The organism is Polaromonas vacuolata (assembly GCF_012584515.1).
Taxonomy (GTDB): domain Bacteria; phylum Pseudomonadota; class Gammaproteobacteria; order Burkholderiales; family Burkholderiaceae_C; genus Polaromonas; species Polaromonas vacuolata.
In genome coordinates this window covers 706,673-721,206 of record NZ_CP051461.1, presented here as the reverse complement: position 1 = coordinate 721,206, position 14,534 = coordinate 706,673, and the positions used below count along the sequence as shown (strand labels likewise).

General features: G+C 51.9%; 15 protein-coding genes. 4 read left to right on the top strand and 11 right to left on the bottom strand.

The window, feature by feature from the left end:
• Positions 1-69: 69 nt before the first annotated feature.
• The 8 genes from HC248_RS03420 to HC248_RS03385 form a co-directional block, all read right to left on the bottom strand.
• The gene (locus HC248_RS03420; RefSeq protein WP_168921279.1) at positions 70-1,242 is read right to left on the bottom strand and encodes an ABC transporter substrate-binding protein; all 1,173 of its coding nucleotides are present in this window, start codon (positions 1,240-1,242) and stop codon (positions 70-72) included.
• Between the two features lie 232 nt (positions 1,243-1,474).
• Positions 1,475-2,431, bottom strand: a complete 957-nt coding sequence (locus tag HC248_RS03415) for a Gfo/Idh/MocA family oxidoreductase (RefSeq protein WP_168921278.1) — start codon at positions 2,429-2,431, stop codon at positions 1,475-1,477.
• Positions 2,432-3,313: a class III extradiol dioxygenase subunit beta gene (locus tag HC248_RS03410; RefSeq protein WP_168921277.1), complete on the bottom strand. Its 882-nt coding sequence runs from the start codon at positions 3,311-3,313 to the stop codon at positions 2,432-2,434.
• A 1-nt stretch (position 3,314) separates the two neighbouring features.
• Positions 3,315-3,758 carry a protocatechuate 4,5-dioxygenase subunit alpha gene (ligA, locus tag HC248_RS03405; RefSeq protein WP_168923644.1) on the bottom strand — a complete coding sequence of 148 codons (444 nt, stop codon included), beginning with the start codon at positions 3,756-3,758 and terminating at the stop codon, positions 3,315-3,317.
• Position 3,759: 1 nt separating this feature from the next.
• Positions 3,760-4,668, bottom strand: coding sequence for an amidohydrolase family protein (locus tag HC248_RS03400; RefSeq protein WP_168921276.1), 909 nt, complete (start codon positions 4,666-4,668; stop codon positions 3,760-3,762).
• A 167-nt stretch (positions 4,669-4,835) separates the two neighbouring features.
• A complete protein-coding gene (ligK, locus tag HC248_RS03395; protein ID WP_272953635.1) occupies positions 4,836-5,525 on the bottom strand; it encodes a 4-carboxy-4-hydroxy-2-oxoadipate aldolase/oxaloacetate decarboxylase in 690 nt (229 codons plus the stop codon).
• Between the two features lie 16 nt (positions 5,526-5,541).
• Positions 5,542-6,597 carry an amidohydrolase family protein gene (locus HC248_RS03390; RefSeq protein ID WP_168921275.1) on the bottom strand — a complete coding sequence of 352 codons (1,056 nt, stop codon included), beginning with the start codon at positions 6,595-6,597 and terminating at the stop codon, positions 5,542-5,544.
• Between the two features lie 76 nt (positions 6,598-6,673).
• Positions 6,674-7,801 (bottom strand): 4-oxalomesaconate tautomerase, encoded by a 1,128-nt coding sequence (locus tag HC248_RS03385; protein ID WP_168921274.1) that lies wholly within the window; start codon positions 7,799-7,801, stop codon positions 6,674-6,676.
• 104 nt (positions 7,802-7,905) lie between these two features.
• Here HC248_RS03385 and HC248_RS03380 point away from each other — a divergent pair, with 104 nt between their 5' ends.
• From HC248_RS03380 to HC248_RS03370, 4 genes are all read left to right on the top strand, one after another.
• Positions 7,906-8,811 (top strand): LysR family transcriptional regulator, encoded by a 906-nt coding sequence (locus HC248_RS03380; RefSeq protein WP_168921273.1) that lies wholly within the window; start codon positions 7,906-7,908, stop codon positions 8,809-8,811.
• A gap of 275 nt (positions 8,812-9,086) precedes the next feature.
• Positions 9,087-9,218: a hypothetical protein gene (locus HC248_RS17785; protein WP_272953634.1), complete on the top strand. Its 132-nt coding sequence runs from the start codon at positions 9,087-9,089 to the stop codon at positions 9,216-9,218.
• A gap of 232 nt (positions 9,219-9,450) precedes the next feature.
• Positions 9,451-9,852 (top strand): PAS domain-containing protein, encoded by a 402-nt coding sequence (locus tag HC248_RS03375; protein ID WP_168921272.1) that lies wholly within the window; start codon positions 9,451-9,453, stop codon positions 9,850-9,852.
• Positions 9,853-9,859: 7 nt separating this feature from the next.
• The gene (locus HC248_RS03370) at positions 9,860-12,202 is read left to right on the top strand and encodes a SpoIIE family protein phosphatase (RefSeq protein ID WP_168921271.1); all 2,343 of its coding nucleotides are present in this window, start codon (positions 9,860-9,862) and stop codon (positions 12,200-12,202) included.
• Between the two features lie 249 nt (positions 12,203-12,451).
• Here the strand turns inward: HC248_RS03370 and HC248_RS03365 are convergent, their stop codons facing one another.
• The 3 genes from HC248_RS03365 to rdgB are packed head-to-tail and all read right to left on the bottom strand — an operon-like array spanning position 12,452 to position 14,530.
• Positions 12,452-12,679: a hypothetical protein gene (locus HC248_RS03365; protein ID WP_168921270.1), complete on the bottom strand. Its 228-nt coding sequence runs from the start codon at positions 12,677-12,679 to the stop codon at positions 12,452-12,454.
• A gap of 25 nt (positions 12,680-12,704) precedes the next feature.
• Positions 12,705-13,928, bottom strand: coding sequence for a radical SAM family heme chaperone HemW (gene hemW / locus HC248_RS03360; protein WP_168921269.1), 1,224 nt, complete (start codon positions 13,926-13,928; stop codon positions 12,705-12,707).
• On the bottom strand, positions 13,925-14,530 hold the full coding sequence (gene rdgB, locus HC248_RS03355; protein WP_168923642.1) for an RdgB/HAM1 family non-canonical purine NTP pyrophosphatase: 606 nt from the start codon (positions 14,528-14,530) through the stop codon (positions 13,925-13,927). The genes hemW and rdgB overlap by 4 nt, the downstream gene beginning before the upstream one ends.
• Positions 14,531-14,534 lie beyond the last annotated feature (4 nt).

Genomic DNA, 14,534 nt, shown 5'->3' with positions numbered 1-14,534 from the left:
TCTTGAAAGACGTGGCGCCAGCATATTGTCGAAAAACGAGCTAAGCAGCCCGTCAACTTAACGCATGAATTACTTGGTTTTACCCGGATCTTTGACGTCTTTAATCACATCGAACTCGACGTTAAAAAGCTGTCCGTTGACTTTTTCCACCTTGCGCAAATAAATGTTTTGCACCACGTCGCGGGTTTGTGCATCTATAAACATTGGGCCGCGCGGGCTCTCAAAAATCTGGCCTTTCATGGCCGCGAGCAAGGCCGGGCCATCGCCCTTGCCTTTGGTGGCTTTGAGCGCTTCATAAATCACGCGCATACCGTCGTAGCCGCCCACGGCCATAAAGTTGGGGCGCATGCCGGGGTTGGCTTTTTCAAACGCTTGGACAAACTTTTTGTTGACGGCGGATGGGTGTGCGGCGGAGTAGTGGTGTGAGGTCACAACCCCCAAAGCGCCGTCGCCCATGTCATTGATTTGATCGTCATCGGTGATATCGCCAGTGCCAATCAGTTTGATACCGGCCTTGTCCATGCCGCGCTCTAAAAATTGCTTCATCACGGCAGCACCTGCGCCTGAGGGCACAAATACAAATAACGCATCCGGCTTGAGGTCACGTACTTTTTGCAAAAACGGTGCAAAGTCAGGGCCGCGCAGTGGCACTCTGAGCGAGTCAATCACTTGGCCGCCATTAAAAACCAAACGTTCTTTGAAATACTTTTCAGCATCAATACCCGGGCCGTAATCGCTGACCAAAGTCACAACTTTCTTGATGCCATTTTTAGGTGCCCAATCGCCCATCGCCACTGCGGCCTGCGCCAGCGTAAAGCTGGTGCGCACGATGTAGGGTGAAGCCTGCGTAATGCTGGAGGTAGCTGCGGCCATCACCACCATGGGTGTTTTAGATTGTGTCGCCAAGGGCGCGGTGGCAAAGGCTGATGGCGTGATGCCAAAGCCGGCCAATACATTGACCTTGTCGTTGACGATTAATTCTTGCGAGAGTCTTTTGGTGACATCCGGAATGGTGGTGTCGTCTTTCACAATCAGCTCAATCTTGCGGCCCGCTACGGTGTCACCGTTTTGCGCCATATAAAGACGTGCTGCGGCTTCAATTTGGCGACCAGTCGAGGCTTGCTGGCCGGTCATAGGCAGAACCAGCCCTATCTTAAAAGCGCTGTCTTGCGCAAAAGCGCTGACTGCCGTGAGCGTCAACACAGCCAGAGCAGTAGCATTAAGAAATTGTCTTTTTTTCATATCTTGCCTCTAAAGTTGCAGGGTAAATTTATTTTGGTCGAGTGTGACATTAAATTTAGTCAGTCGCCATTCGAATAGTCGACTCTCAGTTATAGCAAACCAGCATATCCATCTAGCGTGTTGTCCTTTAACAAAGCCTAAGAATATAAATCAGACAATGGTATGAAACGCAGCTAGCACGGTTTGGGACGAATCAAATACTTTTAGGCAAAGCAAAATACTATTAGCCAACTCAATTCATCAACTGCCGCTCTAAATCCTGCAACACCGCATAGCAAGGCATGACGCTGGCCACACTGCTATTGGGCTCACGGCCTTCCCGGATGGCGGCAAAAAATTCGCGGTCTTGCAGCTCTATGCCATTCATAGACACTGCCACTTGGCTGACATCAATTTTTTCTTCCTTACCGTTAAACAAGTCGTCATAACGCGCCACATAGGTTGCGCTGTCGCCGATGTAGCGGAAAAAAGTACCCAAAGGGCCGTCGTTATTAAAGCTCAGCGACAAACTGCAAATCGCGCCATTGGCGGCTTTGAGTTGGATAGACATATCCATCGCAATACCCAAAGTTGGATGAATCGGGCCTTGCAGCGCATTGGCTTTAACAATCGGGCTGCCGCATTGGTAGGCAAACAAATCAATCGTGTGTGCGGCGTGGTGCCACAGCAAATGATCGGACCAACTGCGGGCTTGGCCGAGTGCATTCATATTGCTGCGGCGAAAAAAATAAGTTTGCACATCGAGCTGCTGAAGGTTGAACTGGCCGGCTTTGATTTTTTGATGCACGAATTGATGGCTGGGATTAAAGCGCCGGGTATGACCACACATGGCGACCAGTCCAGTGGCTTTTTGTAAGGCGACTACTTGCTCTGCGCCTTGTAGGGAATCGGCCAAGGGAATTTCTACCTGCACATGCTTGCCGGCTTGCAAGCAAGCCAGGCTTTGCGCAGCATGCATTTGAGTCGGCGTGCACAAAATCACGGCATCGACTTCGCGCAAGGCAAGCGCTGCGTTTAAATCAGTTGTGACATGGCCAATCCCATACAAGGCGGCGGTTTGTTTGGTTTTTTCTAAATCTCGACCGATCAAGGAAACCACTTCTACACCGTCAATATTTTTAATCCCGTCGAGATGTTTGATACCAAACGCGCCCGCACCAGCGAGCGCAACTTTGATGATTTTTTGCATTCAGCTATTCTCCAAAATTAAGTGGCCCACGGCAGTGTTGGACGCCGGGACATGATAGAAACGGTGCTTGACTTTGACCGAGTGGGCCTTGGCCGCATCTAGGTCTGCCGCATCGTAAGCGACATCTGACATTGCCCCCCGGGCGATTAGCCACATCACCAACTCAATGCCTTCAGAGCCGGCTTCGCGCACATAGTCGATGTGCGGCTTGGCGGCGAGTGCTGCTGGGTCAGAGATCAACTGGTCTAAAAAAGCGTTGTCAAAAACTGGGTTAATCAAGCCAGCGCGCGGGCCTTGCAATTGGTGGCTCATACCGCCTGTGCCCCAGATCTGCACGTTTAAATTTTCGTCGTAGCTCTCGACTGCTTTGCGAATCGCCTTGCCAAGATTAAAACAGCGCTGACCACTGGGCACCGGGTACTGCACCACATTCACAGCAAAAGGAATCACCGGGCAAGGCCAAGCCTCGGGTTGGCCGCACATCAAACTCAAGGGCACGGTTAGACCGTGATCGACGTCCATTTTGTTGACAATCGTCAGATCAAAGTCTTGCTGTATGACCGAATGCGCGATGTGCGCGGCCAGCTCTGCATGGCCTTGTACGACGGGCACGGGGCGCGGTCCCCAGCCCTCGTCAGCGGGTTGGTAAGCCTCGGCCGTGCCAATTGCAAAGGTAGGAATCATGTCCAAACTAAAGGCCGTGGCGTGATCGTTAAACACCAAAATCACTACATCGGGCGGGTTATCTTTAAGCCACTGCTTAGACCATTCATAGCCCTTGAAAAGCGGTTGCCAATACGGTTCGGTCGTCTTGCCTAAATCTATCGCCGCACCGATGGCGGGTACATGTGAGGTAAAAACAGAGGCGGTAATTTTTGCCATATCAGCGCTTTCCTTTTTGGCTGGATTGGCCTTGGGGTTGATGCTGGGCTTGGGCATCGCCGTCTTCGCCGACAAAGCGGTTGCCTTCGACTGAGCGCCCGCCAGCGAGCATCATGGCGCGGTATTCATCTTCTGTCATACCGGTCATGCTGCCGGCCATTTGCTGAAAGCTCTTACCATCAGTCGCGCCAATTTTGGCTAAAAAATAAATGTTCCCACCGGTAGCCATGCAGCGGTTTAAGTCGCGCGCTAACACGGCATTTTTTTGCTCTTGCGTCATAGGCCACTCGTTCAGATAGGCCATTTCATCGGCCTTGAAACGCTCACGGTTTTCGGCCTTCATCAGCGACATGCAAAACTGGTTTAAGTGGTAGCCCTTGCGTGACTGTTCGGCATCAAAAATGATGGTGCCGGGCACGTCGAGGTAGTCTTTATGAAGTGAAATTTCAGTCTCCCCAGTAAAGGCGGGTTGGGTTGTCAACCAGTAGTTTTTGTTGCAGCTCGGGCGTGCTGGCGATGTGCGGGATAAAGTCGACCAGTAGACCATCATCCGGCATGTGGTCTTTTAAATTCGGATGCGGCCAGTCGGTTCCCCACAGCACGCGGTCAGGAAAAGTTTCCACTATTCGCCTAGCAAAAGGAATCACATCGGCATACGCATTTTGCTCGCCATTGCGCGCCTTAGGGCCAGTCACCGAGAGCCGCTCAGGGCAGCTAACTTTGCTCCACACATTCGGGTGTTGCTGCATGAATTTGACGAACAATTCAAACTCTGGTCCGTCCACTGGCTGACTCACATCCGGGCGTCCCATGTGATCAACCACTACGGTGGTGGGCAAGCGGGTGAAAAAATCCCACAACTCGGGCAAGTCGACCGCCTCAAAATAAATCACCACATGCCAGCCCAGTGGTTTGATGCGGTTGGCAATTTCCAGCAACTCGTCCTTGGGAGTGAAATCGACCAAGCGTTTGACGAAGTTAAAACGCACACCGCGCACGCCGGCGTCATGCAAGGTTTGCAACTCTTGATCGGTGATGCTGCGCTTAACGGTAGCCACGCCGCGGGCCTTTCCTTGGCTGTGCAGCAAGGCGTCGACCATGGCAGTGTTATCCGCACCATGGCAGGTGGCTTGAACGACTACATTTTTGTCAAACCCAAGCTGATCGCGGAGTGCAAAAAGCTGATCTTTAGACGCGTCGCAAGGCGTGTATTTACGCTCGACTGCAAAAGCAAATTCTGCGCCGGGACCGAACACATGGCAGTGCGCGTCGACCGCGCCGGCAGGCAGTTTAAAACGGGGTTTGGCCGGGCCGGCGTACCAATCTAGCCAGCCGGGGGTTTTGGTAAATTCCATGGAGTTCCTGTTGGCTAAAAGTTAGCGCATGAGTGGTAAAAAAAGCGAGATGCACGCTGCAAAATAAGCAACTAAAAATAGCAATTGATAAAGCGCAGAACTCTGCTGCACATGAGCGTAAATTCAATCCCAACCAGCACTAATTTTTAAGCGCCAGCAGGTATTTTTTAGTCTATGTATTTAAGGCCCGCTTTTTCCAAACCTTCACGCATTTTGTAGTAATCCAAGCCCAAAATGCCGGATGCAAAAATTGCCCGTTTCTCGCCTTCATTGGCCTCGCGTGCCTCAGCCGCATCGGCCACTTGCTGGGCAATAGCCGCCGGTACGACGACAACGCCGTCCATATCAGCAATCACCACGTCGCCCGGGTTGACCAAGACACCGGCACAAACAACAGCCACGTTGACCGAACCCAAGGTGGCTTTGATCGTACCTTTGGCGTGTATGGCTTTACTAAAAACCGGGAAATTCATCTCGGTCAAGTCTTTCACATCGCGCACGCCGCCTTCAATAATCAAACCCTTTGCGCCTCTGGCCTGAAAAGAAGTGGCTAGCAAGTCGCCAAAAAACCCGTCTTGGTTGTCTGTGGTGCAAGCGGCGACCACCACATCGCCGACTTGGATTTGCTCAGCCGCGACATGCATCATCCAGTTGTCGCCCGGTTGCAGCAGCACGGTCACCGCCGTGCCGCACATTGCCGCGCCCGGATAAATTGGGCGCATATACGGCTTCATCAAACCGACGCGGCCCATGGCCTCGTGAATCGTGGCCACGCCAAAGCGGGAGAGTTTTTCGACAGCGGCCTTATCAGCGCGGCTGATGTTGCGTTTGACTACGCCGAGTTGGTTCAAGCTCATGGTGATTTTTTCCGATTTAAATTGTGTTGGCTTCTTTGGCCTTGAGCACAGCGTCCAAGCGCGGGAAAACGTGGCGCGCATTGCCTTCGTAGATTTGGTAACGGTCGTCTGCGCTGAGAATTTTTGAGGCTTCTATATAGCGCTTGGTGTCATCAAAATAGTGGCCGGTTTGCGGATCAATACCGCGCACCGCGCCTATCATTTCACTGGCGAATAAAACGTTTTTGACCGGGATGACGGTGTTGAGCAAATCAATACCCGGCTGATGGTAGACACAGGTATCAAAGAAAATATTTTTCAGTAAATGCTCTTCCAGCAAGGGCTTTTTCAGCTCTTGTGCCAAGCCCCTAAAACGTCCCCAGTGGTAGGGCACTGCGCCGCCGCCGTGGGGAATCAAAAACTTGAGCGTTGGAAATTCTTTGAATAAGTCACTGGTTAAACACTGCATAAACGCCGTGGTGTCGGCATTGAGGTAATGCGCGCCTGTGGTGTGAAAGCAGCTGTTGCAGCTGGTGCTGACATGGATCATGGCGGGGATATCAAACTCCACCATCTTCTCGTAAATCGGATACCAAGACTTGTCACTCAGGGGTGGTGAAGTCCAGTGACCGCCGCTTGGGTCTGGGTTGAGATTAATACCAACGTTGCCGTATTGCTTCACACATTTTTCTAGTTCTGGAATGCAGCTAGCCGGGTCCACGCCGGGGCTTTGCGGCAACATGGCAGCGGGAATAAAGTGGTCTGGGAACAGCTGGCTCACGCGGTAGCAGAGTTCGTTGCAAATCGCCGCCCAGGTGCTAGAGACATTGAAGTCGCCAATATGATGGGCCATGAAACTGGCGCGGGGCGAAAAAATAGTCAAGTCGCTGCCGCGCTCTTTCATCAAGCGCAACTGGTTTTGTTCTATGGTTTCTATGAGTTCGTCGTCGCTGATTTTTAAGTCGGACACTTTGGGCTTCATGCTTGGGTCTTTAATGCCGGCAATTTGCTGATTGCGCCAGTTCTCCAGCGACTTGGGCGCTGTGGTGTAGTGCCCGTGGCAATCGATGATGAGAGGCTTGGCTTGGCTCATAGTGGTCTCCGCTATCCGTTGTATAAATTTAATCGGGCATATGCCGATTGTTAAAGTAAAGCTTTAAACGATTGGTCTAGGCTTTTGGCTGCACTACTGCACTAGCCACCATCACCTCACCACGCATCAACAAACGCGCGGTACGCAGCAATGCGGCGCGAATGACTTTTTGCGGGTCTTCGGGGTCTAGGCCAAGCTCGACACTGAATTCTCCGGTCGGGTGTTCAACCGACACCACCTGGCTTAAACCGTCTGGCATCACCGCAACGCCCTCACACACCGTGCCTTTGAGCACGCAGGCCGTGGCCACAGTCACAGCGGCCAGCACGCCAATTGCATCATGGCAAACATGGGGAATAAAGCTTCGCGTGCACAAACTACCGCCGTCCCGAGGGGGCGCAATCATGGTCATCTTGGGATAGTTTTTAGCCGTCACATCGCCCAAGCCCATGAGGTGGCCGGTTTGAAGCCGCATTGCCTCGACGCGTGTTCTCAGCTCAGTATCGGCATTTAACTCCGCCACCGTTTCATAGCCGGTGCGCCCCACGTCAGTCGCTTTAAACAACACCAGCGGCATACCGTTGTCAATGCAGGTCACAGGCAAAATAAATGTGGCAAAACCTTCGCCCGACACAAAGACGCGCTCTAAAACTTGACCAGTCGGCAGTAAACCAGTGCAGACCGAGCCAGCGGTATCGAGAAAATTAATCGTAATCGGTGCGGCGCTGCCGGGCACGCCGTCGATTTTGGCGACCCCCTCGTACTCGACCTGACGGCCGTGTGCGGTCATTGGGGTCTGAACCGTCACATCGCACTGCATGTCTGTGTTGAGGGTGAGCACACGCACGGTTGTGCTGTCACCTTGGGCTTGAATCAAACCGCGTTCCAAAGCGAAAGGCACGACGGCAGCCAGCATATTGCCGCAATTCGGTGTCGTGTCTACGTTGTCGTTATTCGGTTGCAATTGGGCGAATAAAAAATCTAAAGCCACACCCGGCGTTTGACTCAGACTGACAATGCCAACCTTGCTAGTGAGCGGATGTGCACCACCCATGCCATCAATCTGGCGCTTATCGGGCGAGCCCATGACAGTCAGCAGCACACGGTCGCGTGCGGCGCGGTCTGACGGCAAATCCGAGGCCAAAAAGAAACAGCCGCGCGAGCTACCGCCACGCATAAACAGGGAAGGGATGGCAATTTGCATAGTCCCCATTCTGGCTATCTAGTGTTGGTTTAAATAGGCTAACTGACGTCTATCAGTTATCTCAAATCGGCATAATACGCAAACAGCTATTAGCCAAATGAGTCATGGACCTTAAACAACTTGAATACTTTGTGCGCGTTGCCGAACTCGGCAGTTTTACCCGCGCCTCTATCGCTTTGGACATTGCGCAACCCGCACTGAGCCGCCAAGTTCGCCTGTTAGAAGTTGAGTTAAGCCTGACGCTGTTAACCCGCAACGGCCGCGGCGCGCTACCAACAGAAGCCGGCAAACTGCTGCTGGCGCACGGGCGCGGCATTTTGCATCAAATGGCCAGGGCGCGCGAGGAATTGGGGCGGGTGCGCGGCTCCTTGGCCGGCCGCGTCGCCGTTGGCATACCGACTAGCTTGGCACGCGTGTTAACCGTGCCACTGACACGCGCTTTTCGGGCGCAAATGCCGGATGCAACGATTTCCATCAGCGAAGGGCTGACCGCAGGCATACAAGACTCCTTAATCAATGGCCGGCTTGATATAGCCATCTTGTACAACGCCCAACCCAACAGTGACTTAGAAATCGAGCCTTTTACCGAAGAAGACTTGGTGCTGGTGCAAGCCCGCCCACCGGGGCTTGAAGAAGATCCGCCGCCAGGCCCCATTAGCTTGCTGGCCGCGGCGCAACTGCCGCTAGTCATTCCGAGTCGCCCCAACGCCATCCGCATGCATGTGGAGTCTGAGATTGTTAACGCAGGCGGTCGTCTAAACATCGCCCTTGAGATAGACGGAGTCGCAGCGATTCTCGACTTGGTAGCCGATGGCGCAGGCTGCGCAGTGTTATCGCGCAATGCCGTGGCCAACTCGGTCAAACCCTCGGCTTTTTGTGTGCGTGCTATCAAAGACCCCGTGTTGAAAATTAAATCTGCATTGGTGACCAGTGCCTTGCGTCCCACTACGCTCACTCAGCAAGCGACTTTGGTATTGATTCGAGAGACCTCGAAAAAAATTGGTTTGTGAACGCTTAGTTCAGGTAAACCTTGGGCGACTACTGGTGTAGTGCCTAATGCCAGCGCAGGCGCACTCATCATGAGTCACCAAAGATAACCCAGTAAAACCTAAAACGAAAAAAGAGTTATGCGGCGTTAAAGTTGCTCTGCAAGTGGGTACCAATTAGGCTAAAAATTTAAAAAAATATGTCTACTGACAACTGCTTATCCAACAGCCGGCCGGCGATTGAAGTGAGTGGATTTCCTAATCGACCTGAACTCTAACAAGCGCTCATGTCGTGCAATATGCAGACCCAAATTGAAGTCGCTGCTACGGCTAAAAAGTTTGTGGACCGCAGCGAAGCTAAGCGCGAAAGCCTATGCAGCGGAGTGCGAAAGTTTAGGGACTTAAGCGTCGCTGCAGTTGCGCTGACCTAACTGGATTTTTTTTGATTTTTTTCACCCATTAGTGCTGCTCAATTGTCAAAGCCATGCCAGCGCTTTCAATTTACAACTACGTCATATATTTTCAGCGCTTGCAGTTGTAATGAACTAAATTCATTTAAGGTCTGGCACAGATTTTGGCTTATTGAGCTTATGCAAAAGTGCCTACCGACTGTTTACATGGGCAATGCAAGCCAACACTAAAGCGACATTTATGGACTTCACGATGCTGGCAACAATCACGACTGCGAAGAACGAGACCGTTGGTGGTTTGCTCGGCGTGCTGGAGGCTATGACTGACGCTGAACTCGATGCCCTGCCGTTTGGCGTGATTCAGTTCAGTGAACAGTTTTTAGTACAGCGCTACAACCGCTGCGAAGCACTCAACACCGGGTTGAATGCAGAAAGAGTCATCGGCCGACATGTCTTTACCCAACTCGCGCAATGCATGAACAACTTCATGGTTGCGCAGCGTTTTGAAGACGCCATCGCGACCAATACGCCGCTAGACGCGGCAATTGACTATGTGCTGACTTGGCGCATGCGGCCAACGCCGGTTTTGCTGCGTATATTGTGGAGTCCACACGCTAGTCGCTCCGGCTTTCTCGTGCTGCACCGCATTTCCTGAAACAGTAATGAACACGCAATATTTGAGCGAGAGCTCTTTGCTGGAGTACATCTACCAATCTCAACTGCGACTCATCGTTTGCGACCATCTCGGTGCGATTGAATTGATGACGCCAGTCGCCGCGCAGATGTTGATGCCACTGACACGAAACGGCCGTTTAGATAATTTATTTGAAGTGCTCAAACCTTGGCTGCCAGAATTGGCCGGCTACATTGCGCACAGCAGCAATGACGTAGTCTGCGATGGACTGCAATTTGAAGTGCCTTGGCAAACCGCACCACGCGTCATGTCGCTTAACCTGCATCGGCTTGGCGAGGATAAGTTTCTCACCACCATTGCCGACGTGACAGAAAGTACTAGGCACATGGAGAACGTGCTGGCCCTGCATGTGGAGAACTTACGCAACTCGCAAGCCCAGATCAAAGCACAAGCCTTACTTTACAGTAATTTCTACGATTTTTCACCGGTCGGCTTTATCAGTATTGACCGGGACGGCGTAATTCTCAAAATCAATTTAGTCGGCGCAAAAATGTTGGCCCAGGAGCGCGGCCTTTTAGCGGGTAAGCACTTTGACACCTTACTTTTGCCAACCGACAGGGACAACTTTTTATCCCATTTGCGAACGCACTTCGCCAAAGATCAAAAGTTCAGCTGCGAGATAAGACTCGCTAACGGGGAGACCCAAGGAAGAAATCTTCTCATAGAAGGCACACTCTCGTTAGATGGCAGCGAATGCAACGCAGTCATGCAAGACATCACCGATCAGCGTGCGATGCAAGATATTTTGGCGCGAAGTGAGGAGCGTTTTCGTATTGCTATGGAAGCCAGTAGCGATGGTCTGTGGGACTGGAATATTAGTAACAACACATGCTATTGCAGCCCCGGCTACTTCAGGCTTTTGAGTTATGCGTCCGACGCTTTTATAGTGCCCTCTTTGCAATGGAAGAAAATAATTTACCCGCAGGACGCCGTGGAAAGCCGCTCACAGCTTATGGCGTTCTTGCGTAACCCCGGCACCAGTCTGGAAATAAAATGCCGTATGAAGGCTGGGGACGGCAGTTGGAAATGGATACTCTGCAAAGGCAAGGTTGTGGTTCGCGACGCTGATGGTCGTGCGCTGCGCGCGGTGGGCTCCATCATAGACATCACACAGCAACGCAAGAGCGAACTGGCATTAGCTAGAGCGCAAGACCTGGAGTTTGAAACCGCCAACCGGATTCAACAAACTTTGTTACTGGCTCCACCATCGCGCCAACATGCAGGCTTGTGGATGTCATCTTTTAACCAAGCTTCACGCGGCATAGATGGAGACTTTTTTGACCTCTTTCGGGTCGGCAAAAATACCGTCGATGTGATTGTGGGAGACGTGATGGGCAAGGGTGTGCCGGCGGCACTGATTGGTGCGGCCACTAAACTGCAATTTAGCCGTTCACTGGCTGACATACTTTTAGCGCGCGTGGGGATTGACGATCTGCCTGAACCTATGGAAATTGTGTCCGCCGTCAATAGCGCCATGACGCAACATTTGCAGTCGCTAGAAGCCTTTGTCACTTTGGTTTATCTGCGCATTGACTTTAAGGCTAACCGCCTGACTTGGGTCGGTTGCGGACATGAGGAAACTCTCATCGTAGATCGGTTTGGAAACAAGCGCTTGCTAAGCAACCAGCATCCACCCGTCGGTCTTTCTATAAACGGACAATATGCTCAAAACGACTGTCCACTCAATCCAGGAGACGCCGTTTTTCTATGCTCTGACGGCGCGCCCGACGCATTAATGGGAAACGGTCAACGGCTAGGGCGAGAACGCATCAACCTTGAAGCAGTAAAAAAAATGAGTCAGCACGCAACGCCAAGCATGGCTTTGCACGCACTCAGGCAAGAACTATCGCTGCACCAACTCAATATGACGGATGACCTGACTATGGTCATGCTGATGCGCTGCGACACCCGGCGCGAAGTCACTCGATTAGAGCTAAACGTCTCACTGAGCTCTCTGCGCCAGTTACGCAACTTCATGACCGAAAACTGCACCCGTTTAATCCAGAAAAAAGCTGACTTACTCACTGTCGCCGCAGTTGAAGTAGTCACCAACGTCATTCGTCACGCCAGCGGATTGGTGTTGGGCGCGCCGATAGAAATCATGGCTGAGCAAAGCGCCAAGGGTTTGGTACTTGATTTTAAATATCTGGGCGAGCGCTTTGAGCCGCCTAGTGATTCACCTGAAACCGATTTCACCCATTTCCCCGAAAGCGGTTTTGGTTTGAAAATAATCCGCCTTGCCAGTGACCGTATGGAGTACAGCTACCACGAGGGCGTCAATGCGCTGCGTTTGTACGCCAACTATGACTAGAAATAAGCCTATCTCTTTCGAGCAGTGGATGGTTTAAATCTAATTAAAAAAATACTGGCGTAAAAAATATTCAGCTTAACGTTGTCGTCCACACAGCTATCAAGCGTTTCTTAATGTCGGTGAAATTTGGTTGCCGTGACGAGTGATGCTAAAGCTCAACATTCCCATTAATTTTTGACAGATCAAGAACCAATAATCAGCTATTTATACGGCAGCTGGTTATACGGCAGCTGGTTATACGGCAGCTGGTTATACGGATTTATTTTTCAGCTGCTGCGCTAGCTGTTGGCGTTTACGTTTACTTTTATTATTGGACTCAGGCTCGGGCGGCATATCCTTTAAAAATTGCGCTTGAATAGCCTGCAAAGCAGCCATTTCTTTAGCGCGCTTTTTCTTGCGGAAATGCATGAAAATTCGGTTCATTGCTAAGCCTAGAGCAGCGCTAATTACAATCAGAATAAGGTCGGGAGTCTGCATAAAATTTCGTTTTTCGCCAACTGCCTTATGGCAAGAAAAGCGCCTGTAAATCGTTTAGAAAATCAAATCCACGCTCTGATGGTTTGACCTGAACCAAGTCTCTTTCTATCAAACCTTTTTTCTCAGCCTGCACTAGCGCAGATTCAATAGCGCTGACGGGGAGTCCGGTTTTTTCGCAAAAGTCACGCAGCTTAAAACCGCTGCGCAAACGCAGCGCATTGAGCATGAATTCAAATGGCAACTCTGAACGTGCCACTTCGTTTTCCTGCGAGACAGCCGTGCCAGCCCGGGCTTTTTCCATGTACAGCTTGGGTTCACGAAAGCGCACTTGGCGCACCACACGGTGGGCGAAACTGAGCTTGCTGTGCGCACCCGCACCTATGCCTAGATAGTCGCCAAATTGCCAATAATTGAGGTTGTGAAAACACTCGTGCTTATCGCGTGCATAGGCCGAAATCTCATAACGGGCCAGCCCCGCAGCGGCCGTCATCTCAGTGATTTTGTCCAGCATGTCGTAGGCCAAGTCTTCTTCTGGAATGACCGGCGGGTACTTAGCGAAATATGTGTTGGGCTCTATGGTGAGGTGGTAAATCGAGATGTGTGGCGGATTAAACGCCAAGGCCTGCGTCATGTCGCGCACTACACCTTGCATGGTCTGGCCCGGCAGGGCGTACATGATGTCAAGGTTGTAGGTATCAAAAGCCTGTGCGGCTTCTTCGACAGCGGCTATGGCTTGGGCTCTATCGTGAATACGACCTAAAGCTTTTAGGTGGTCGTCATCAAAGCTTTGCACACCGATGGACAGGCGCGTTACGCCGGCGGCTCTAAAAGCCTTGAAGCGGTCTTTCTCGAACGTGCCGGGGTTGGCTTCAAGTGTGATTTCACAATCGGGTGTGAGTTTTAGTCTTGCGCGCAACTGGCCTAGCAGCCGGTCTATTGCCTCTGGCGAGAATAAGCTGGGCGTGCCGCCACCAATAAAAATGCTGTGCACGCTGCGGCCCCAAATCAGCGGCAGCGAGGACTCCAAGTCAGCTATCAAGGCATCGATGTAAGGCTGCTCCTGCATTTCACCGACCAACTCGTGGGAGTTGAAATCGCAGTAAGGACATTTCTTAATGCACCAAGGCAGATGCACGTAGAGCGAGAGCGTGGGCAGACTGCCCAGTTGCAGTGTGCCGTCTCGCATGTAGTGCTGCAAATCGCGCAGCACCACAGGCGGTGTGTTGGGCGCAACAATTATCGGGATCATGCTAGGCGCCACTGCTCACGCATCAAGTCCAGCATTTGCTTGGCTGCACGGCCGCGGTGGCTGTTAGCGTTTTTGATCTCAACCGGCAACTGCGCAAAAGTTTTGCCAAATTCAGGCAAAAACATCACCGGATCAAAGCCAAAGCCGTTGCTGCCTATGGGTTTTTGCGTGATGTCGCCGACCACACGGCCACAGGCAATTAAGGGCTCAGGGTCATCCGCCGAGCGCAATGCGACCAAGGTGCTAACCAGCGCAGCACGGCGGTTATCGATGCCTTGCATCTGCTCTAGCAGTGCCAGCACGTTGTTATCGTCGCCCTTGGCATAACCATGATGCGTTGCATAAAAAGCAGTTTGCACGCCGGGCAAACCACCAAAAGCGTCGACGCACAAACCGGCATCATCAGCCAGCGCTGGCAGGCCGCTCACGCGCGATGCGTGTCTGGCTTTGGCCAGTGCGTTTTCAACAAAAGTGTGAAAAGGCTCGTCGGCTTCGGGAATTCCCAGTTCCGACTGGCGCACCAGTTGCACACCCAGGGGCGCAAACAGGGCTTGCAGTTCTAGCAGTTTGCCTTGGTTGTTTGAGGCCAATACGATTTTCATCATG

What these genes read in the sequence shown, in the direction of transcription:
- HC248_RS03420 (WP_168921279.1), bottom strand. Translation starts at nt 1,242, where the DNA reads ATGAAAAAAAGACAATTTCTTAATGCTACTGCTCTGGCTGTGTTGACG.
- HC248_RS03415 (WP_168921278.1), bottom strand. Translation starts at nt 2,431, where the DNA reads ATGCAAAAAATCATCAAAGTTGCGCTCGCTGGTGCGGGCGCGTTTGGT.
- HC248_RS03410 (WP_168921277.1), bottom strand. Translation starts at nt 3,313, where the DNA reads ATGGCAAAAATTACCGCCTCTGTTTTTACCTCACATGTACCCGCCATC.
- HC248_RS03400 (WP_168921276.1), bottom strand. Translation starts at nt 4,668, where the DNA reads ATGGAATTTACCAAAACCCCCGGCTGGCTAGATTGGTACGCCGGCCCG.
- ligK (WP_272953635.1), bottom strand. Translation starts at nt 5,525, where the DNA reads ATGAGCTTGAACCAACTCGGCGTAGTCAAACGCAACATCAGCCGCGCT.
- HC248_RS03390 (WP_168921275.1), bottom strand. Translation starts at nt 6,597, where the DNA reads ATGAGCCAAGCCAAGCCTCTCATCATCGATTGCCACGGGCACTACACC.
- HC248_RS03385 (WP_168921274.1), bottom strand. Translation starts at nt 7,801, where the DNA reads ATGCAAATTGCCATCCCTTCCCTGTTTATGCGTGGCGGTAGCTCGCGC.
- HC248_RS03380 (WP_168921273.1), top strand. Translation starts at nt 7,906, where the DNA reads ATGGACCTTAAACAACTTGAATACTTTGTGCGCGTTGCCGAACTCGGC.
- HC248_RS17785 (WP_272953634.1), top strand. Translation starts at nt 9,087, where the DNA reads ATGCAGACCCAAATTGAAGTCGCTGCTACGGCTAAAAAGTTTGTGGAC.
- HC248_RS03375 (WP_168921272.1), top strand. Translation starts at nt 9,451, where the DNA reads ATGCTGGCAACAATCACGACTGCGAAGAACGAGACCGTTGGTGGTTTG.
- HC248_RS03370 (WP_168921271.1), top strand. Translation starts at nt 9,860, where the DNA reads ATGAACACGCAATATTTGAGCGAGAGCTCTTTGCTGGAGTACATCTAC.
- HC248_RS03365 (WP_168921270.1), bottom strand. Translation starts at nt 12,679, where the DNA reads ATGCAGACTCCCGACCTTATTCTGATTGTAATTAGCGCTGCTCTAGGC.
- hemW (WP_168921269.1), bottom strand. Translation starts at nt 13,928, where the DNA reads ATGATCCCGATAATTGTTGCGCCCAACACACCGCCTGTGGTGCTGCGC.
- rdgB (WP_168923642.1), bottom strand. Translation starts at nt 14,530, where the DNA reads ATGAAAATCGTATTGGCCTCAAACAACCAAGGCAAACTGCTAGAACTG.